The sequence below is a fragment of the Zestomonas insulae genome (genome assembly GCF_016901015.1).
In the GTDB taxonomy this organism is placed as follows: domain Bacteria; phylum Pseudomonadota; class Gammaproteobacteria; order Pseudomonadales; family Pseudomonadaceae; genus Aquipseudomonas; species Aquipseudomonas insulae.
The window spans coordinates 239,534-258,664 of sequence record NZ_JAFEUP010000003.1 but is presented as its reverse complement, the minus strand read 5'-3'; the positions used below and the strand labels follow the sequence as shown (position 1 = coordinate 258,664).

18 protein-coding genes and 2 tRNA genes are annotated in these 19,131 nt (G+C 65.3%); 2 read left to right on the top strand and 18 right to left on the bottom strand.

The window, feature by feature from the left end; translation table 11 throughout:
- Positions 1–63 precede the first annotated feature (63 nt).
- The 6 genes from rplI to rnr form a co-directional block, all read right to left on the bottom strand.
- A complete protein-coding gene (rplI, locus tag JQX08_RS11045) occupies positions 64–510 on the bottom strand; it encodes a 50S ribosomal protein L9 (protein ID WP_205348431.1) in 447 nt (148 codons plus the stop codon).
- Positions 511–531: 21 nt separating this feature from the next.
- Positions 532–1,425 carry a hypothetical protein gene (locus tag JQX08_RS11040; protein WP_205348430.1) on the bottom strand — a complete coding sequence of 298 codons (894 nt, stop codon included), beginning with the start codon at positions 1,423–1,425 and terminating at the stop codon, positions 532–534.
- A gap of 36 nt (positions 1,426–1,461) precedes the next feature.
- Entirely contained in the window at positions 1,462–1,692 is a 231-nt protein-coding gene (gene rpsR / locus JQX08_RS11035; protein ID WP_119891859.1) for a 30S ribosomal protein S18, read from the bottom strand.
- Positions 1,693–1,720: 28 nt separating this feature from the next.
- Positions 1,721–2,143, bottom strand: a complete 423-nt coding sequence (rpsF, locus tag JQX08_RS11030; RefSeq protein WP_205348429.1) for a 30S ribosomal protein S6 — start codon at positions 2,141–2,143, stop codon at positions 1,721–1,723.
- Positions 2,144–2,304: 161 nt separating this feature from the next.
- Positions 2,305–3,057, bottom strand: a complete 753-nt coding sequence (gene rlmB / locus JQX08_RS11025; protein WP_205348428.1) for a 23S rRNA (guanosine(2251)-2'-O)-methyltransferase RlmB — start codon at positions 3,055–3,057, stop codon at positions 2,305–2,307.
- On the bottom strand, positions 3,054–5,579 hold the full coding sequence (gene rnr, locus JQX08_RS11020; RefSeq protein WP_205348427.1) for a ribonuclease R: 2,526 nt from the start codon (positions 5,577–5,579) through the stop codon (positions 3,054–3,056). The genes rlmB and rnr overlap by 4 nt, the downstream gene beginning before the upstream one ends.
- Before the next feature lie 205 nt (positions 5,580–5,784).
- Here rnr and JQX08_RS11015 point away from each other — a divergent pair.
- Positions 5,785–5,871, top strand: a tRNA-Leu gene (locus JQX08_RS11015).
- Positions 5,872–5,979: 108 nt separating this feature from the next.
- Positions 5,980–6,066: transfer RNA gene (locus JQX08_RS11010), tRNA-Leu, on the top strand.
- A gap of 113 nt (positions 6,067–6,179) precedes the next feature.
- Here the strand turns inward: JQX08_RS11010 and JQX08_RS11005 are convergent.
- The 12 genes from JQX08_RS11005 to JQX08_RS10950 form a co-directional block, all read right to left on the bottom strand.
- Complete coding sequence (locus JQX08_RS11005; RefSeq protein WP_205348426.1) at positions 6,180–7,472, bottom strand: adenylosuccinate synthase; 1,293 nt, start codon at positions 7,470–7,472, stop codon at positions 6,180–6,182.
- A 53-nt stretch (positions 7,473–7,525) separates the two neighbouring features.
- Positions 7,526–8,713: an ATP phosphoribosyltransferase regulatory subunit gene (locus tag JQX08_RS11000; protein WP_205348425.1), complete on the bottom strand. Its 1,188-nt coding sequence runs from the start codon at positions 8,711–8,713 to the stop codon at positions 7,526–7,528.
- A 35-nt stretch (positions 8,714–8,748) separates the two neighbouring features.
- The gene (locus JQX08_RS10995; RefSeq protein ID WP_205348424.1) at positions 8,749–8,934 is read right to left on the bottom strand and encodes a DUF2065 domain-containing protein; all 186 of its coding nucleotides are present in this window, start codon (positions 8,932–8,934) and stop codon (positions 8,749–8,751) included.
- Between the two features lie 108 nt (positions 8,935–9,042).
- Complete coding sequence (gene hflC / locus JQX08_RS10990) at positions 9,043–9,909, bottom strand: protease modulator HflC (protein WP_205348423.1); 867 nt, start codon at positions 9,907–9,909, stop codon at positions 9,043–9,045.
- Complete coding sequence (hflK, locus tag JQX08_RS10985; protein ID WP_205348422.1) at positions 9,909–11,069, bottom strand: FtsH protease activity modulator HflK; 1,161 nt, start codon at positions 11,067–11,069, stop codon at positions 9,909–9,911. Before hflK ends, hflC begins: the two co-directional genes overlap by 1 nt.
- A gap of 98 nt (positions 11,070–11,167) precedes the next feature.
- Positions 11,168–12,469 (bottom strand): ribosome rescue GTPase HflX, encoded by a 1,302-nt coding sequence (gene hflX / locus JQX08_RS10980; RefSeq protein ID WP_205348421.1) that lies wholly within the window; start codon positions 12,467–12,469, stop codon positions 11,168–11,170.
- A gap of 13 nt (positions 12,470–12,482) precedes the next feature.
- Positions 12,483–12,743: an RNA chaperone Hfq gene (gene hfq / locus JQX08_RS10975; RefSeq protein WP_205348420.1), complete on the bottom strand. Its 261-nt coding sequence runs from the start codon at positions 12,741–12,743 to the stop codon at positions 12,483–12,485.
- 93 nt (positions 12,744–12,836) lie between these two features.
- Entirely contained in the window at positions 12,837–13,787 is a 951-nt protein-coding gene (gene miaA, locus JQX08_RS10970) for a tRNA (adenosine(37)-N6)-dimethylallyltransferase MiaA (protein ID WP_205348419.1), read from the bottom strand.
- Between the two features lie 59 nt (positions 13,788–13,846).
- A complete protein-coding gene (mutL, locus tag JQX08_RS10965) occupies positions 13,847–15,721 on the bottom strand; it encodes a DNA mismatch repair endonuclease MutL (RefSeq protein WP_205348418.1) in 1,875 nt (624 codons plus the stop codon).
- Positions 15,718–17,139: an N-acetylmuramoyl-L-alanine amidase gene (locus JQX08_RS10960; RefSeq protein WP_239482131.1), complete on the bottom strand. Its 1,422-nt coding sequence runs from the start codon at positions 17,137–17,139 to the stop codon at positions 15,718–15,720. The genes mutL and JQX08_RS10960 overlap by 4 nt, the downstream gene beginning before the upstream one ends.
- A 16-nt stretch (positions 17,140–17,155) precedes the next feature.
- On the bottom strand, positions 17,156–17,644 hold the full coding sequence (tsaE, locus tag JQX08_RS10955) for a tRNA (adenosine(37)-N6)-threonylcarbamoyltransferase complex ATPase subunit type 1 TsaE (protein WP_205348416.1): 489 nt from the start codon (positions 17,642–17,644) through the stop codon (positions 17,156–17,158).
- Entirely contained in the window at positions 17,632–19,131 is a 1,500-nt protein-coding gene (locus JQX08_RS10950) for an NAD(P)H-hydrate dehydratase (RefSeq protein ID WP_205348415.1), read from the bottom strand. The genes tsaE and JQX08_RS10950 overlap by 13 nt, the downstream gene beginning before the upstream one ends.

The window sequence follows — 19,131 nt, the reverse complement described above, 5'->3', positions numbered from 1 at the left end:
TCGCGCGGAACCGTGCCCGATGTTAACCGCCAGCACCCGAGGGTGCCAGACGATCGATACCGCTTAAGCAGCCACCACGACAACGCGGACGGAAGCTTCGACGTCGGTATGCAGGTGCAGTGCGATGTCGAATTCGCCAACGTTACGGATGGTGCCGTTCGGCAGACGCACTTCGCTTTTCGACACTTCGACGCCAGCGGCGGTCAGTGCGTCGGCGATGTCGTGGGTGCCGATGGAGCCGAACAGTTTGCCTTCATCGCCCGCGGTAGCGGTGATGGTGACTTCCAGTTCGTTGAGCTGAGCAGCGCGGGATTCGGCAAATGCCTTCTTCTCGGCAGCGGCTTTTTCCAGCTCAGCGCGGCGTGCTTCGAAAGCAGCAACGTTGGCCGGGGTAGCGGCGGTAGCCTTGCCTTGCGGCAGCAGGTAGTTACGGCCGTAACCGGACTTGACGCTCACCTTGTCGCCCAGGTTGCCCAGATTGGCGATTTTTTCCAGCAGGATGACTTCCATTTGGGTCTTACCTCTTAACTTTTAACCTTCACCGTTCGCAGGGCCGGCGCCGTTCTTGCGCGCCAGGCGTCCGCGAAAATCAATCAGACTGTCGACAACGGCAAACACCACGAGTAACGGATAAATCAGCTGCATGAACAGCAGCAAGGTCACGTACAGCCCCACCAGCCAGAACTTGCCCAGCTTGCCCTCCGCCACCAGCCCATGGATCAGGGCCAGGCCGGCGAAGGCCAGCGGCACACTGCACAGCGGCGTCAGCATGGCGGCCTGAATCCCAAGGTTGGGAGCGAGCAGCATGCCGGCCAGCAACAGCATCGCCAGCGACGGCGGCAGTCGCAGTGCGCGGAACTCGCGACCGAAACCACCCGGGTTGTACAGTGCCGCCTGCCAGTAACGCCCGAGCATCAGGCACAACAGGCTGACGACTTGCAGCAAAGCGGCCAGCAGTCCGGTCAGCACCGGTGCCAGCAAGGCATCCAGGCGCGCTTGCTCTTCCACCGGCAGCTGCTGGTGGAGCCCACCGAGCATCTGCGGCATGAGTTTCTGCAACTCCGCCGCGACTGCGTCGATGGGATCGCGAAACGCGGAACCCAGTACCAAGCCATACACCAGACCGAGCGCCACGCTGCACAGCAACACCCGGGTCCAGGACTCGCTGGCGCGCAACAGCGCCGCCAACCCCAGCGTACCCAGCAACACCAGCAAGGTGCGCGGATCGCCGAAGTACCACCAGGCCAATGCCGGCAGTACCGCCCAGACCACGATGCCGAGTGCATCGTTCAAACCGCGCCGCAACAGCACCAGGCTGCCAGCGGCGGCGCTCAACCAGAACAGCAGCGGCAATGCCGCAGACCCCACCACCACGAGGGTGGCCTGCATGCGACCGCGCATGATCAACTCAGCCAGGGCGCGCATGCGATCTATTCCTTACTTCTTGTCGACTGTCCGCTCTCAGCGGCCGTGGCTGTCGGTGTAGGGCAGCAGGGCCAGGAAACGGGCGCGCTTGATCGCGGTGCCCAGCTGACGCTGATAGCGAGCCTTGGTGCCGGTGATACGGCTCGGAACGATTTTGCCGGTTTCCGAAATGTAGGCTTTCAGAGTGTTGAGATCCTTGTAGTCGATCTCTTTCACGTCTTCAGCGGTGAAACGGCAGAATTTACGACGACGGAAGAAACGTGCCATGACAGTGGCTCCTCAATAGATCCGTGGATTACTCGTCAGCGTTGTCGCTGTCGCTGCTGTCGCCATCATCGCCTTCGGCGGTGTCGGCGCTTTCGACGCGCTCGCGACGCTCACGACGCTCACTGCGGTTTTCCTCGGCCTTGAGCATCTCGGACTGACCGGTTACGGCTTCATCGCGACGGATGACCAGGTTACGGATCACGGCATCGTTGTAACGGAAGTTGTCTTCCAGCTCGGCCAGGGCCTTGCCGGTGCACTCAACGTTCAGCATCACGTAGTGAGCCTTGTGAACGTTGTTGATGGCGTAGGCCAGTTGACGACGGCCCCAATCTTCCAGACGGTGAACTTTGCCGCCGTCTTCTTCGATCAGCTTGGTGTAACGCTCGACCATGCCGCCGACTTGCTCGCTCTGGTCCGGGTGAACCAGAAACACGATTTCGTAATGACGCATAAATGCTCCTTACGGGTTGTAGCCTGCCGCCAGGGCGGTCAGGCAAGGAGTGAATGACTCTTGCTGTGCTTGCCACGCAGAAGGGCACGAAAAGGCCTGCCGGCGCGGCAAGGGGCGACATTCTAGAGAAGCCCCGGAAGCCGCGCAAGGCGAACTGGCGATTATTTGAGCAATGCCGCCTGGCGCTGGCGGACCGCTTCGAACAGGCACACGCCGGTGGCCACCGACACGTTGAGGCTGCTGACGCTGCCGGCCATCGGCAACTTGACCAGGTAGTCGCAGTGCTCGCGGGTCAGCCGGCGCATGCCTTTGCCTTCGGCGCCCATGACCAGTACCAGCGGTCCGGTCAGGTCCTGCTGATAGACCTCCTGCTCCGCCTCGCCGGCGGTACCGACCACCCACAGGCCGCGCTGCTGGAGTTTCTCCAGGCTGCGCGCGAGGTTGGTCACCGCCACCAGCGGGATCACCTCGGCGGCGCCACAGGCCACCTTGCGCACCGTGGCGTTGAGGGTCGCCGACTTGTCCTTCGGCACGATCACCGCCAGCGCCCCGGCGGCATCCGCGGTACGCAGGCAGGCACCGAGGTTGTGCGGATCGGTGACCCCGTCGAGGACCAGCAGCAGCGGCACGCGCTCGCTGCGATCGAGCAACTCCTCGAGCATCGCCTCGCCCCACACCTGGCTGGGGCTGACCTCGGCGACCACGCCTTGGTGCACGCCCTCGACCCAGGTATCCAGCTCCCGCCGGTCGGCCTGGGCCACTTCCACGCGGGCCTGGTCGGCCAGCGCTAGCAGGGTCTGCACGCGCGGGTCGCGGCGCCCCTCGGCCAGCCAGATCTGCTTGACCCGCTTGGGATGATGGCGCAGCAAGGCCTCCACGGCATGCACACCGTAGATTTTTTCCCACTGACTCATGACTTGGCCCTGCGCTTACGCGGCTTGCCGGCGGGACCAGCCGGGGCTTCCGGCTTGCCGGCACCTTTGCGGTGACTGCTCGGCTTGGCCGCTGCCGGCTTGGCCTTGCCACGCGAGCCGGCCTTGGCCTCGGCGAGCAGGGCCTGCTTGACCGCCCGACTCTTGCTCACGTCGGTGTTGCCCAGCGTGCCGGCGCCCTTGCCCTCGCGGCGCGGCGCCTCGCCAGCGGCGCGCGACTTGCGCGGTGCACCGGCGACCGGGGCGGCCTCGGACAGCTCGAAGTCGATCTTGCGCTCGTCCAGGTCGACGCGCATGACGCGCACCTGCACGCTGTCGCCGAGGCGGAAGCTGCGCCCACTGCGCTCACCCGACAGGCGATGGTGGACTGGGTCGAAGTGGTAGTAGTCGGCCGGCAGCGCGGTGACATGCACCAGGCCTTCGACATAGATGTCCTTCAGCTCGACGAAGATGCCGAAGCCGGTCACCGCGGTGATCACCCCACCGAAGGTTTCGCCGACGCGATCCTGCATGAACTCGCACTTCAGCCAGTTGACCACGTCGCGGGTCGCCTCGTCGGCGCGCCGCTCGGTCATCGAGCACTGCTCGCCGAGCTTCTCCAGGCCACCCTCGTCGTACGGGTAGATCTTCGCCTTGGGCATGGCTGCCGCACCGGCGCGCTGCACATGCGGGGTCTCGCGGCGCGAACGGATCACGCTGCGAATGGCGCGGTGCACCAGCAGGTCCGGGTAACGGCGGATCGGCGAGGTGAAGTGGGTGTAGGCCTCGTAGTTCAGTCCGAAGTGGCCGTTGTTGTCGGCGCTGTACACCGCCTGGCTCAGCGAGCGCAGCATCACGGTCTGGATCAGGTGGAAGTCCGGACGGTCGCGAATGGTCTCCAGCAACAGCTGGTAGTCCTTCGGCGATGGGCCCTCCTTGGGCTTCTTGCCGCGCTGCAGCGACAGCCCGAGCTCACCGAGGAACGCCCGCAGCTTCTCCAGGCGCTCCGGCGGCGGGCCGTCGTGCACACGGTACAACGACGGCATCTCGTGATCCTGCATGAACTGTGCAGTCGCCACGTTGGCGGCGAGCATGCACTCTTCGATCAGGCGGTGCGCATCGTTGCGCTGGGTCGGGCGGATTTCGGCAATCTTGCGCCCGGTACCGAAGATGATCCGGGTTTCCTGGGTCTCAAAGTCGATCGCACCGCGCTCATGGCGCGCTGCCAGCAGCACCTGGTACAGCGCGTGCAGCTGCTTGAGGTGCGGCACCACGTCGGCGTACTCGCTGCGCAGCTTGCGCGCCTCGGTGCTGTTCGGCTGCTCGAGAATCGTGCTGACCTTGTTGTAGGTCAGCCGCGCGTGTGAATGGATCACCGCTTCGTAGAACTGGTACTCGACCAGTTTGCCGGTCTTCGACAGGCTCATCTCGCAGACCATCGCCAGGCGATCGACATGCGGGTTCAGCGAGCACAGGCCGTTGGACAGCTCTTCCGGCAGCATCGGTACGACACGCTCGGGGAAGTACACCGAGTTGCCGCGCTTCTGCGCCTCGTCGTCGAGCGCCGAGCCGACCTTAACGTAGTGCGACACGTCGGCGATCGCCACATAAAGCTTCCAGCCGCCGGAGAACAGCTTCCAGCGGCTGCTGTTCTTCTCGCAGAACACCGCGTCATCGAAGTCTCGGGCGTCCTCGCCGTCGATGGTGACGAACGGCAGGTGGCGCAGGTCGACGCGTTTCTCCTTGTCCTTCTCCTCGACTTCCGGCTTGAGCTTGTGCGCCTCCTTGATCACCGCATCCGGCCAGACATGCGGGATGTCATAGCTGCGCAGCGCGACGTCGATTTCCATGCCCGGCGCCATATAGTTGCCGATCACTTCGACGATATCGCCTTGCGGCTGGAAGCGCGGGGTCGGCCAGTGGGTGATCTTGATCTCGACGAACTGACCGATCTTCGCGCCCGAGGTACGCCCTGGGGTGACTAGCACTTCCTGTTGAATCTTCGGGTTATCGGCCTCGACGAAGCCGATGCCGCCCTCCTCGAAGTAGCGGCCGACGATGGTCTCGTGGGCACGCTCAATCACTTCGACGATGGCGCCTTCGCGACGGCCGCGGCGATCCACGCCGGATACCCGCGCGAGCACGCGGTCGCCGTCGAACACCAGGCGCATCTGCGCCGGGCTCATGAACAGGTCTTCGCTACCGTCGTCCGGCACCAGAAAGCCGAAGCCATCGCGGTGTCCGCTGATGCGGCCACGGATCAGGTCAAGCTTGTCCACCGGCGCGTAGGTGCCGCGCCGGGTAAAGATCAGCTGACCGTCGCGCTCCATGGCGCGCAGTCGGCGACGCAGGGCCTCCACCAGCTCCTCGCTGTGGAGACCGAACTCGTCCTGGAGTTGTTCGCGACTGGCAGGCGAGCCGCGCTCCGCGAGGTGATGCAGGATCAGCTCGCGACTGGGAATGGGGTTGTCGTATTTTTCCGCTTCGCGCGCGGCCTCGGGATCGAGGGATTGCCAATCGGCCATGTAGGTGAGGTTACCTTTGCTTATGCATAAATAGAGGAATCATCGTCTATTGAAGCGCGAAAAAGCTCGTCTACCCAGCTTTTCCCGCGACAATAATTTTTTCGCCATCAGGGGTTTACAAGCTAAAGGGGCGTCCGTATAGTTCGCGCCCACAGCGTCGAACAGACGTTGTAACACGAAGCGCATGAGCAATCATCGTTTCAGTGCCCAGGTGGCGGAATTGGTAGACGCGCTGGTTTCAGGTATCAGTGGTGGCAACACCGTGGAAGTTCGAGTCTTCTCCTGGGCACCAATTTCAAGTAAGCCGAGCTAATCGCTCGGTTTATCGTTTAACGGAGACAGTGATCCGTGCCGGCAACGGTGAACCACTGGTTCAAACGGTGAGCAATCATCGTGCTGTGCCCAGGTGGCGGAATTGGTAGACGCGCTGGTTTCAGGTATCAGTGGTGGCAACACCGTGGAAGTTCGAGTCTTCTCCTGGGCACCAAATTCAAAAACCGAGCCGAATGGCTCGGTTTTTTTATGCCTGCGATTTACCCGACGAACGCACAGGCAATAAAAAGGGCCGCTTGCGCGGCCCTTTCTCGATCACCCTCGCACTCAGGCGAACGGATGGCGCAGGACGATAGTCTCGTTGCGATCCGGGCCGGTCGAGATGATATCGATCGGCGCTCCGACCAACTCCTCCACGCGCTTGATGTACGCCTGGGCATTGGCCGGCAGCGCCTCAAGGCTCTTCACGCCGACGGTCGACTCGCTCCAGCCCGGCATCTCTTCGTAGACCGGCTGCAGACCGAGGTAGCTGTCGGCATCGGTCGGCGCCTCGACCTCGTTGCCGTCCTGATCCTTGTAGGCCACGCACAGGCGCACCACGTCCAGGCCATCGAGCACGTCGAGCTTGGTCAGGCACAGGCCGGAGATGCTGTTGATCTCGATGGCACGCCGCAGGATCACCGCATCGAACCAGCCGCAACGACGCGCACGACCGGTGGTCGAACCGAATTCGTGACCGCGCTTGGCGAGGAACGCACCGGTTTCGTCGAACAGCTCGGTCGGGAACGGCCCCGAACCGACGCGAGTGGTGTAGGCCTTGGTGATGCCGAGGATGTAATCCAGGTACATCGGGCCGAAGCCGGAACCGGTGGCGATGCCGCCCGCCGTGGTGTTCGAGCTGGTCACATAGGGGTAGGTGCCGTGGTCGATGTCCAACAGCGAGCCCTGGGCGCCTTCGAACATGATGTCCTTGCCCTCATGGCGCATCTCGTGGAGCACCGCGGTGACGTCAGCCATCATCGGCGCGAGCTGCTCGGCATAGGCCATGCATTCGTCGAGGGTCGACTGGAAGTCGATCGCCGGTTCTTTGTAGTAATTCACCAGCACGAAGTTGTGATAGTCGAGCAGTTCACCGAGCTTGGCGGCGAAACGCTCGCGGTGGAACAGGTCACCGACGCGCAGACCGCGACGCGCGACCTTGTCTTCGTAGGCCGGACCGATGCCGCGACCGGTGGTGCCGATCTTCGCATCGCCACGCGCCCTCTCGCGCGCCTGATCCAGCGCTACGTGATAGGAGAGGATCAGCGGGCAGGCCGGACTGATGCGCAGGCGCTCGCGCACCGGCACGCCCTTCTCTTCCAGCTTGGTGATTTCGCGCATCAGGGCGTCCGGCGCGACCACCACGCCGTTGCCGATCAGGCACTGCACGTTCTCGCGCAGGATGCCGGACGGAATCAGGTGCAGGACGGTCTTCTCACCGTCGATCACCAGGGTGTGGCCGGCGTTGTGACCGCCCTGATAGCGCACCACCGCGGCAGCCTGTTCGGTGAGCAGATCGACGATCTTGCCCTTGCCCTCATCACCCCACTGGGTGCCTAGGACGACGACATTCTTACCCATAACTCTTACCCTCTTCGCGGAAGCTCGATGCCGGCGTCAGGCCGGCGGGAAACTCAAGAAACCAGCGGCGCGATCTGCCAGCGCCCATCCAGCCAGGCCAATTGGCGATCACAACCCGCGCCACGCGCCTCGCTCGCCTCTTGCCCCGGCAGGGCCTGGACGACACGCACACGCTCGCGGCGCAACTGCTGGACCTGCTGCCACAGCAGCAGGTCATGGCTATCCGGCGCCCACACTCCGGGCGCGACCTCCTCGATCGCCATCTGACCCAGACTGACCAAGGTCTTCAGATCGGTGGAAAACCCGGTAGCCGGACGCGCGCGACCGAAATCGGCGCCGATATCATCGTAGCGCCCACCTTGGGCGATCGACTGACCGACACCCGGCACGAAAGCGGCAAACACCACACCGGTGTGGTAGTGGTAACCGCGCAGCTCGCCCAGGTCGAAATACAGCGGTAGCTCGGGATAGCGGTTTTCCAGGGTGTCGGCGATGGCAATCAGCTCATCGAGCGCGGCATGCACTTCAGCCGGCGCCTCAACCAGACAGGCCTGCGCCAGATCCAGCACCTCGCGGCCACCGCACAGCTCGGCGAGCGCGCGCAGCATCTTGCCCAACTCGTCGGGCAGCGCCGCCGTGAGCGAGGCCACCTCGTCGACGGCCTTGCGCTGCAGGGCATCAAACAGCTGCTGTTCGGCAGCGCCGGACAGCCCGGCGGCACGCGCCAGTCCACGGTAGATGCCAACATGACCGAGATCCATGTGCACATCCGGGACCTGAGCCAATTCGAGCATGTCGAGCATCAAGCTGATGACTTCGATATCACTGGCCGGACTGGCATCGCCGTACAGCTCGGCACCCAACTGGATCGGGCTGCGCGAAGTGGACAGTGCACGCGGCTTGGCATGCAGCACGCTGCCGGCATAGCACAGGCGGCTCGGCCCTTCGCGGCGCAGGGTGTGCGCATCGATGCGCGCCACCTGCGGCGTGATGTCGGCGCGAAAGCCCATCAACCGCCCGGACAGCGGATCGGTGACTTTGAAGGTGCGCAGCTCCAGATCCTGGCCCGCGCCGGTCAGCAGGGATTCCAGGTATTCGATGTGCGGTGTGACGACGAATTCATAGCCCCAGCGCTGGAACAGGTCCAGCACTTCGCGGCGCGCCGCCTCGATGCGCGCCGCTTCCGGCGGCAGTACTTCCTCGATGCCATCTGGCAGCAGCCAGCGGTCTACCGTTGCCATTTCGCCATTCCCCTTTTGATCTGGGCGGCAAGCCTTCAGTGAAGCAGATATAGGAGGGCGGTACCCAGCAGCATGCTGGCTAACCCGATGAGGCGCAGATGACGATCCGGCAGCCGAGCCACCTGGGCAATCGTCTCGCGCCAGCGTCGCGGGAAGAGAAAGGGCAGGATGCCTTCCAGCACCAACATCAGACACAGCGCTATGCCGAATTCCTGCCACATGATTCCCACAGACGCAAAAAAGCCGGGATTTTCCCGGCTGGCCCATGATAACACGTTTCCCCGCCCGGTCACCCCGGTGGACGACAGGCGTCCGCCGGGGCACCGCGGTTACTTGGACTTTTCCAGGTAGCGGAAGAAGTCGCTTTTCGGGTCCAGCACCAGCACGTCGCGCTTGTCGGCGAAGCTCTCGCGATAAGCCTTCAGACTGCGATAGAAGGCGTAGAACTCAGCATCCTCGGCATACGCCTTGGAGTAGATTTCCGCCGCCTTGGCATCGCCGTCACCGCGGGTCTCCTCCGCTTCACGGTAAGCCTCGGCAAGGATCACCCGCTTCTGCCGGTCAGCGTCGGCGCGAATCCCCTCCGCCAGCTCCTTGCCCTTGGCGCGGTGCTCGCGCGCTTCACGCTCACGCTCGGAGCCCATGCGGTCGAACACGCTGCGGTTGACCTCCTTCGGCAGGTCGATGGCCTTGACGCGTACGTCGATCACCTCGATGCCCAGTTCGCGCTGCGCCGCCTTGTTCAGCGAGGCAGTGACCTGCCCCATCAGCGCATCACGCTCGCCGGACACCGACTCGTGCAGGGTGCGCTTGCCGAACTGGTCACGCAGCGACGCCTCCAGGCGACGGGACAGACGCTCGTCGGCGATCTGTTTGATGCCCGAGGTCGCGGTGTAATAACGCTCGGCGTCCAGCACCCGCCACTTGGCGAAGGCATCAACCATCAGCGCCTTCTTCTCCAGAGTGAGGAAGCGCGAAGTGGAGGCGTCCAGAGTCATCAAGCGGGCATCGAATTTACGTACCTGGTTGATGTACGGCACCTTGACGTGCAGGCCCGGCTTCACGTCGGGCTCAACCACACGCCCGAAGCGCAGCAGCACCGCGCGCTCGGTTTGCGAGACGATGTAGAAGCTGTTCCAGGCGACCAGTGCGACGACCACGCCGACGATCAGGGCGATCAGAGATTTATTGCCCATCAGCGACTCTCCCTTGTCCGCAGATCACGCTGCTGCAGATCGGAGTTGACCCGCGCACCCAGATCGCTCGCGGCACCCGCCGCTGCGCCCGGTACAGCACTACCCGCGCCACCGCGGCTGTCGATCATCTTGTCCAGCGGCAGGTACAGCAGGTTGTTCTGCCCCTTGTCACCGGAGACCAGCACCTTGCTGGTGTTGCTCATCATTTCCTGCATGGTGTCCAGGTACAGACGCTCGCGGGTAACTTCCGGTGATTTACGGTACTCGGCGACCAGCTTGCCGAAGCGATTGGCTTCACCGGTCGCCCGCGAAATCACTTCATCGCGATAGCCGCTGGCGTCCTCGAGCAGGCGCTGGGCCTGACCGCGCGCTTCCGGCACCACGCCATTGGCATAGCTTTCCGCCAGGTTCTTCTCGCGCTGCTCGTCTTCGCGGGCACGAATCACGTCGTCGAAGGCTTCCTGCACTTCACGCGGCGCCGCCGCGCTCTGCAGGTTGACCTGGGTGACGGTGATCCCGGTGCGGTAGGTGTCCATGAAGCTTTGCAGGCGCTCCTTGACCTCGCTGGCCATCAGCTCACGCCCTTGGGTCAGCACCTGATCCATCGCCGTTGAGCCGACCACGTGGCGTACCGCGCTGTCGGTGGACTGCTGCAGGCTCAGCTCCGGCTGGTCGACGTTGAGCACGAAGTCCTTGAGGTTGCTGATCTTGTACTGCACGGTCAGCGGCACTTCGATGATGTTCTCATCCTCGGTGAGCATCTGCCCCTGCTTGCTGTACGCCCGCTCGCGCGTGACGTTTTCCTGGTACTTCTTGTCGATCGGTGGGAAGTAGAAGTTCAGGCCCGGGCCGACAGTCTTGTGGTACTCGCCAAAGCGCAGCACTACCGCCTGCTCCTGTTCGTCGACCACGTAGATGGCGCTGTACAGCCAGATCGCGGCAAGCACTGCCAGGCCGATGGCCAGCATGCTGTAACCGCCCCCGGAACGCGGCTCTTCGCCACCGCCCCGTTTCTTGCCACCGAACAAACCGTTCAGGCTGTCCTGCAGCTTGCGGAAGGCCTCATCCAAATCCGGCGGCCCTTTGCGATCACCGCCACCGCGGCGACCACCCCAGGGATCCTGATTGTTCGAGTTGCCCCCCGGCTCATTCCAAGCCATAGCGCTCTCCATCCAGATCAAGCAAAGACGCGCCAGGCGACGCGCCCGCCAATGCTACAGAATGCCCGCCGTCCGCCGCAAAAGCGTGGCGGCAGGCTTTATTGCAAAGTGTGTTGCTCGAGGAATTCGGCGGGCTGCCAGCCTTCCCGACTGACCAGACGATTGAGCTCGACCCGCGGCAGACGCACCGTCAGCAGACTGGCGCCGGCTTCGTCGTGGCCCTCTTCCCGCACCACGCCCAAAGCGAAGAACTGCGCACGCAAACGTCCCAGGCGCTGGGGCAAGCATAGAGTACCGCTGAAGATGTCATCGCCGAGCAGCTCGGCAATTGCCTGATGCAGTAGCTCCAGGCCCTTGCTGTCACGCGCAGAGAGCCAGACGCGCTGCGGCTGGCCGTCGGCGTCGCGCTGAATCTGCGGATCCACGCCTTCCAGCAGGTCGATCTTGTTGTACACCTCGAGAATCGGCTGCTCGCTGGCACCGATCTCGCTGAGCACCGCGAGCACCTGCTCGATCTGCTGATCGCGCTCCGACTCATGGGCATCGATCACATGCAGCAGCAGGTCGGCGTTGCTGGATTCCTCCAGCGTGGCGCGAAACGCCTCGACCAACTTGTGCGGCAGGTGGCGGATGAAGCCCACGGTATCTGCCAGCACGATCGGCCCGAGGTCGTCGAGTTCGAGGCGGCGCAGGGTCGGATCGAGGGTCGCGAACAGCTGGTCGGCGGCATACACCTCGGAGGAAGTCAGCGCGTTGAACAGCGTCGATTTGCCGGCGTTGGTGTAACCGACCAGGGAAACCGAAGGGATGTCGGCACGCTTGCGACCGCGCCGCGCCTGCTCACGCTGGCTGCGCACCTTCTCGAGCTTCTGCTTGATCTGCCGGATACGCACACGTAGCAGGCGGCGGTCGGTTTCCAGCTGGGTTTCACCCGGACCGCGCAGACCGATACCGCCCTTCTGCCGCTCCAAGTGGGTCCAGCCGCGCACCAGGCGCGTGCTCATGTGATCCAGCTGAGCCAGCTCAACCTGTAGCTTGCCTTCATGGGTGCGCGCGCGCTGGGCGAAGATGTCCAAAATCAGACCGGTACGGTCGATCACCCGGCACTCAAACGCGCGCTCCAGGTTGCGTTCCTGGCTCGGCGTGAGGACATGATTGAAGATGACCAGATCGGCCTGTTCGGCCTTGACCAGCGCGTGCAGCTCGTCGACCTTGCCGCTGCCGATCAGGAACTTGGCGCTCGGCCGATGGCGCGGCACGACGACCAGAGTCACCGTTTCCGCGCCGGCTGAAATCACCAGCTCCTGAAATTCCTGCGGGTCTTCGCGCACCTCGGGATTTTGGCCCTCCAGATGCACGAGGATGGCCCGCTCTCCCCCTTGGTGACGCTCAAAGAACAAGACGAATCCCCAATCAGGCGTTACCCGGCTCTACGTCGGACGACTCAGTGTCGGACGCGCTGGGCAACCGCACCGGGCGGCTAGGCACCACGGTGGAAATGGCGTGCTTGTAGACCATCTGGCTGACGGTGTTCTTCAGCAGAATGACGAATTGGTCGAAGGATTCGATCTGGCCTTGCAGCTTGATGCCGTTCACCAGATAGATGGAAACCGGTACGCGTTCCTTACGCAGGGTATTGAGGTAAGGGTCTTGTAGCGAATGCCCTTTTGACATATGCCGCACTCCTTTGAGGGTCGATAGTTTTAGTAATCAGAAATAAGGTTCCAGCCGCCCTACCCCCAAGGATAGACGGCCGCAGATGAAGTCTCAGTTCAATATGGAGACCGAGTTCAGGTATTTCAAGGCGCGCGGCAGATTGTCGCTCGCCAGGCTGTCCAACCAGTGTAATTCAGGCCAGCCGCGTAACCAGGTGAATTGCCGCTTGGCGAGTTGCCGGGTGGCGATGATGCCACGCTCGACCATCTCGGCCCGATCCAGCGTGCCATCCAGGTAATCCCACACCTGGCGATAGCCCACTGCGCGCATCGACGGCAGCCCCGCATGCAGACCTGCACGGCGACGCAGAGCTTCGACCTCTTCGACGAAGCCCTGTTCCACCATCAACTGAAATCTTTCCGCGATACGCGCATGCAGAACATGGCGTTGCGCCGGCGCGATCGCCAGTTGAGCGACAGTATAGGGCAATTGCTCGGCGGTCGACGCGCCTTGCTGCTGGCGGTGGGCGGTCATCGAGCGGCCACTGACGCGATAGACCTCCAGCGCCCGCACCAGGCGCTGCGGGTCGTTCGGATGGATGCGCGCGGCCGACTCCGGATCGGCCCGCTGCAGCTCGCGGTGCAAGGCTTCGAGGCCTTCCGCCGCGGCCCAGGCCTCGAGTTCGGCGCGCACCTTCGGATCGGCCGCAGGCATGTCCGCCAGACCTTCGAGCAATGCCTTGTAATACAACATAGTGCCGCCCACCAGCAGCGGAACTCGCCCGCGCGCGGTGATCTCCGCCATCGCCGCCAGCGCGTCGCTGCGAAATTCGGCGGCGGAGTAGCTGTCCTCCGGCTCACGGATATCGATCAGCCGATGCGGAAAAGCCTCCAGCAGCTCGGCCGAGGGCTTCGCCGTACCGATATCCATGCCGCGATAGATCAGCGCCGAATCGACGCTGATCAGCTCGCACGACAGGGTTTTCGCCAGCTCGATGGCCAGGTCGGTCTTGCCGGCGGCGGTGGGGCCCATCAGGAAGATGGCGGGGGGCAAGGAGGACATCGGCGGGACTCTGGACTGCAAGGGCATAGCTTCGGGCTTCACGCGACCGGCATCAAGCCTCAGCGGCCGCGCAGGAACAGCTTGTCCAGGTCATCCATGGCCAGCTGGGTCCAGGTCGGCCGGCCGTGGTTGCACTGCCCGCTACGTTCGGTGTGTTCCATGTCGCGCAGCAGGGCGTTCATCTCCGGCAGGGTCAGGCGGCGATTGGCGCGTACCGCGCCATGGCAGGCCATGGTTGCCAGCAGCTCGTTGAGATGCGCCTGGATGCGGTCGCTGGTGCCGTACTCCATCAGGTCGGCGAGCACGTCCCGCACCAGGCGATTGGCTTCGGCCTGTTTGAGCAGCGCGGGAATCTGGCGGATCGCCAGGGTCTCCGGGCCGAGCCGCTGCAGTTCGAAGCCCAGCCGACGGAACCACTCGGCGTGCTCCTCGGCGCAATCGGCCTCGCGCTCGCTGAGCGCCAGCGACTCCGGCACCAGCAGCGGCTGACCGCTCAAGCCCTCGCTGGCCATCGCCACCTTGAGCCGCTCGTACATGATGCGTTCGTGCGCAGCATGCATGTCGACCAGCACCAGGCCGAGGCGATTCTCCGCCAGCACGTAGACGCCCTTGAGCTGCGCCAGCGCATAGCCGAGTGGAGGGATGTCGCCCTGCGCCTCCGGCAGCGCGGCTGGAGCCGCCTCGCCGAGCGGCGAGAAATACTCGCGGTAGGCGCCCGCCGACTCGCTGGCCGGCAGCCCGGAACTCGGTCGCGGCGCCTGATAACCACCCATCGGCGCGCGCCAGGTCGGCGCCCCCGGCGGCGTCTCCAGCACTGCGGCAGCGAGGCCGATCTCGCCCTGCGGGCCGAACTCGCCAGCCGCCATGCCACTCGGGCGCGCCATGTCGCTCATGGTCGCCGGTGCGGCCAGCTGATCTTCCGGGCGCACTTCGCCGAGCGCGCGGTGCAGCGTGCCATACAGGAAGTCGTGGACCATGCGGCTGTCGCGGAAACGCACCTCGTGCTTGGTCGGGTGCACGTTGACGTCGACCAGCGCCGGATCGATTTCCAGGAACAGCACGAAGGTCGGGTGGCGACCGTTGAACAGCACGTCGCGGTAGGCCTGGCGCACCGCGTGGGCGACCAGCTTGTCGCGGACCATGCGGCCGTTGACGTAGAAGTACTGCAGGTCGGCCTGACTGCGCGAGAAGGTCGGCAGACCGACCCAGCCCCACAGGTGCAGGCCGTTGCGCTCGATCTCGATCGGCAGCGCCTGCTCGAGGAACGCCGAGCCGCACACCGAGGCGACGCGGCGCGCCTGGCTGATGGCGTCGGTGGCTTCGTGCAGGGCCAGGATGTTCTTGCCGTTGTGGCGCAGATGGAAGGCGACGTCGAAGCGCGCCAGCGCCAGGCGGCGGATGACCTCCTGCAGGTGGTCGAACTCGGTCTTCTCGGCACGCAGGAACTTGCGCCGCGCGGGGGTGTTGAAGAACAGGTCGCGGACTTCCACCGAGGTGCCCACCGGGTGCGCCGCCGGCTGCACGCGCGGCTGCATGTCGCGACCCTCGGTCTCGACCTGCCAGGCCTGTTCGGCATCGGCGGTGCGCGAGGTGAGGGTCAGCCGCGACACCGAGCTGATCGACGCCAGCGCCTCGCCACGAAAGCCCATGCTCATGACCCGCTCGAGGTCTTCGAGGTCGCGAATCTTGCTGGTCGCGTGGCGCGCCAGGGCCAGCGGCAGGTCGTCGGCCGCGATGCCGGAGCCGTCGTCGCGCACTCGCAGCAGCTTGACGCCGCCCTGCTCGACATCCACCTCGACGCGCCGGGCGCCGGAATCCAGGCTGTTTTCCAGCAGTTCCTTGATCACCGAGGCCGGGCGTTCGACCACTTCGCCGGCGGCAATCTGGTTGGCCAGCCGCGGACTGAGCAGCTGGATGCGTGCGGCGTCACTCATGGCTGCGCCGCCAGGGCGGTAGCGGGAATCTGCAGGACCTGGCCGACTTTAACGGTGTCGTTCTTCAGGCTGTTGGCGCTGCGCAGGGCGGTCAAGCCGACCTGATAGCGCTGGGCGATCAGCGCCAGGCTCTCGCCGGAACTGACGATGTGCTCGCGCGGCCCGGCGGCGATCTTGCCCTGGTCACGCAGCCAGGCGATGTAGGTACCGGGCGGCGGGCTCTGCTGGAAGAACTGCTTGACCCCGCCGGTAATCGCCCGCGCCAGGGCCTGCTGGTGGCTGGCGCTGGCGAGCTTCTGCGATTCGTTGTGGTTGGAGATGAAGCCGGTCTCGACCAGGATCGACGGGATGTCCGGCGACTTCAGCACCATGAAGCCGGCCTGCTCGACGCGCCGCTTGTGCAGCGGGGTGACGCGACCGACGTTACTCAGCACCTTCTGCCCGACGTTGAGGCTGGACGACAGCGACGCGGTCATCGACAGGTCGAGCAGCACGCCGGCGAGCATGCGGTCCTTGTCGTCCAGGCTGACGCTACCCACCCCGCCGATCAGGTCGGAGCGGTTTTCGTTGTCGGCCAGCCAGCGCGCGGTCTCGGACGTCGCGCCGCGGTCCGACAGGGCGAACACCGAGGCGCCAAAGGCGCTGCGGCTCGGCGCGGCGTCGGCGTGAATCGAGACGAACAGGTCGGCGCCCTTCTTGCGGGCAATCTCGGTGCGTTTGCGCAGCGGGATGAAGTAGTCGCCGGAGCGCACCAGCTCGCCGCGGAAACCTTTTTCCTGGCTGATCTGGCGCTGCAGCTCCTTGGCGATCGCCAGGGTGACGTTCTTCTCGTGCTGGCCTTTCGGGCCGAGCGCACCGGGGTCCTCGCCACCGTGGCCGGCGTCGATGGCTACCACGATGTCGCGCTTGCTGCCAGGCGGTGGCGGCGGGGTGAGTTTCGGCGCCGGCTGGGTGGGCGACACCGGCACCGCCGGGTTGTCGGCGATGGTGGTCGGCGGCAGGCTCGGCGCAGTGTCGGCGCCCTGGTCATAAAGGTCGATGACCAGGCGATCGCCGTACTGCTGGTTGGGCGCCAGGCTGAAGCTCTTCGGGGTGACCGGCGCCGACAGGTCGATGACCACGCGCAGGTCGTTGGGGGTGCGCTGGGCGGAACGCACGCCGGTGATCGGGGTATTGCTCAGCGACAGCTGGTCGAGGCGGGTGGCCAGTTGCGCGCCGTTGACGTCGATGACCAGGCGGTTCGGCGCGGCGAGGGTGAACAGGCTGTGCTGCACCGGGCCGGACAGGTCGAACACCAGGCGGGTGTTGTCCGGTGCGCGCCACAGGCGCACGCTCTTGACCTGCGAGGCGGCGAACACGTCGAGCGCCAAGGCCATCAGCAGCACACCCACCCCAACCGCTTGTGCGCGCATGCGCATAGACTTCCCCACTCTCTTATTGTGACGCGTCGTTCCGGACTACCCCCGCAAGGGCGACACACCAGGCTTCGCCGCGCTGACCTTGTGCCGTCAGATGCAGCGAACGACCACCGCCATCATGGGGGCTAATGGTAATGGTCAGGTCGGCCTTTGGCAAAATGCCTGCCCCACGCTGCGGCCACTCGATCAGGCACAGCGCATCGCCGTCGAAATAGTCGCGGATACCGAGAAACTCCAGCTCCTCGGGGTCAGCCAAACGGTACAGGTCGAAGTGGAACGCCTGGGTTTCGCCGAGTTCGTAGGGCTCGACGAGGGTAAAGGTCGGGCTCTTCACCGCACCGACATGCCCTAGGCCACGGATGATGCCGCGCGACAGGGTGGTCTTGCCCATGCCCAGGTCGCCGAGCAGGTAGATCACGCCCCGACCGGCGGTCAGCTCGGCGAGCCGGGCGCCGAATTCGAGCATGGCCGCTTCGTCAGCGGCAAACAGGGTCAGGCCAGACACGGGCTATGGCTCTCCAACAGGTCACGGATATGGGGAATCAGGTCGCTGGCAGCCAGCCCGCGTCCTGCCTGCGCAGCGCGTTCGCCGGCGCAGGCATGCATCCAGACGCCCAGCGTCGCCGCATCGAAGGCCGGCAGGCCCTGGCCACGCAGCGCGCCGATCAACCCGGCCAGCACATCGCCGAGACCGGCACTGGCCATCGCCGGATGGCCACGGTCGCACAGTGCCAGCCGGCCATCCGGGGTGGCGACCAGGCTGCCGGCGCCTTTCAGCACCACCACTGCGGCGTAGCGCGCAGCCAGGGCCAGTGCCGCGGCGGGGCGATCGCACTCCACCTCGGCAACCGTGCAGCCGAGCAGGCGCGCCGCCTCGCCGGGGTGCGGGGTAAGGATCAATTCGGCAGGCGCACCGACCTGCCCGCTGGCGAGCAGGTTGAGCGCGTCGGCGTCCCACACCTGTGGCCGTACGCTGGCGGCCGCCGCAGACAGCAGGCTGCGCCCCCAGGCCGCCTGACCGAGACCGGGACCGACCACCAGCACGTCGGCACGCTCGGCGAGGCCGGGCAGCTGATAGGTCGAGGCCAGCGCCTGCACCATCAGCTCCGGCTGCCGCGCCAGCGCCGCCGCGACGTGTTCACCGCGGGTCGCCAGCGACACCAGTCCGGCACCGGCGCGCAGCGCACTCTGCGCACTGAGCAGCGCCGCGCCGCCGAAGCCGCGATCGCCGCCGATCACCAAGACGTGACCGAACTGGCCCTTGTGCGCGCTGCGCACACGCGCCGGCAAGCGCGCCAGCCCGGTTGCGGCGAGACGCTGGGCGCGCGCCGGCTGCGCGGCGACCAGCGCTGGCTCGGCCTGCAGGTCGTCGAAACGCAGCTCGCCGACGCAGTCCGCGGCGACCCCGCAGAACAGTCCGAGCTTGAGGCCGACAAAGCTCACCGTCAGGCTGGCACGCACCGCCACGCCCAGCTCGCGACCGGTGTCGGCACACAGCCCGGAAGGAATATCCACCGCCAGTACCGGCCGGCCGCTGCCGTTGAGCAGGCGAATCGCCTGGGCATAGGGTTCGCGCACCGGCCCGCTGAGGCCGGTACCGAGCAGCGCATCGACCACCACGCCGTCCAGCGCCGCGCATTCGCGCCAGGCTTGCATCGCCACCCCGGCCGCCAGCGCGGCGGCATGCGCCTGCGCCGCGTCGCCGGCCAGGCGCGCCGGCTCGGCCAGCGTCAGCACCTGCACGCGCCAGCCGGCGCGCTGCGCCAGCGCGGCGATCAGGTAGCCGTCACCGGCGTTGTTGCCGTGCCCGACCAGCACCGTCAGCGCCCCGGCCTCCGGCCAGCGCTGGCGCAGCGCCCGCCAGGCGGCGTGCGCGGCACGCTGCATCAGCTCGAAACCGGGCGTGCCGGCGGCGATCAGGCGCGCGTCCAGCTCGCGCACCTGGGCGGCGCTATAGAGAGGCAAGGGGAGGTCGTCGGCTACGGATGGCAT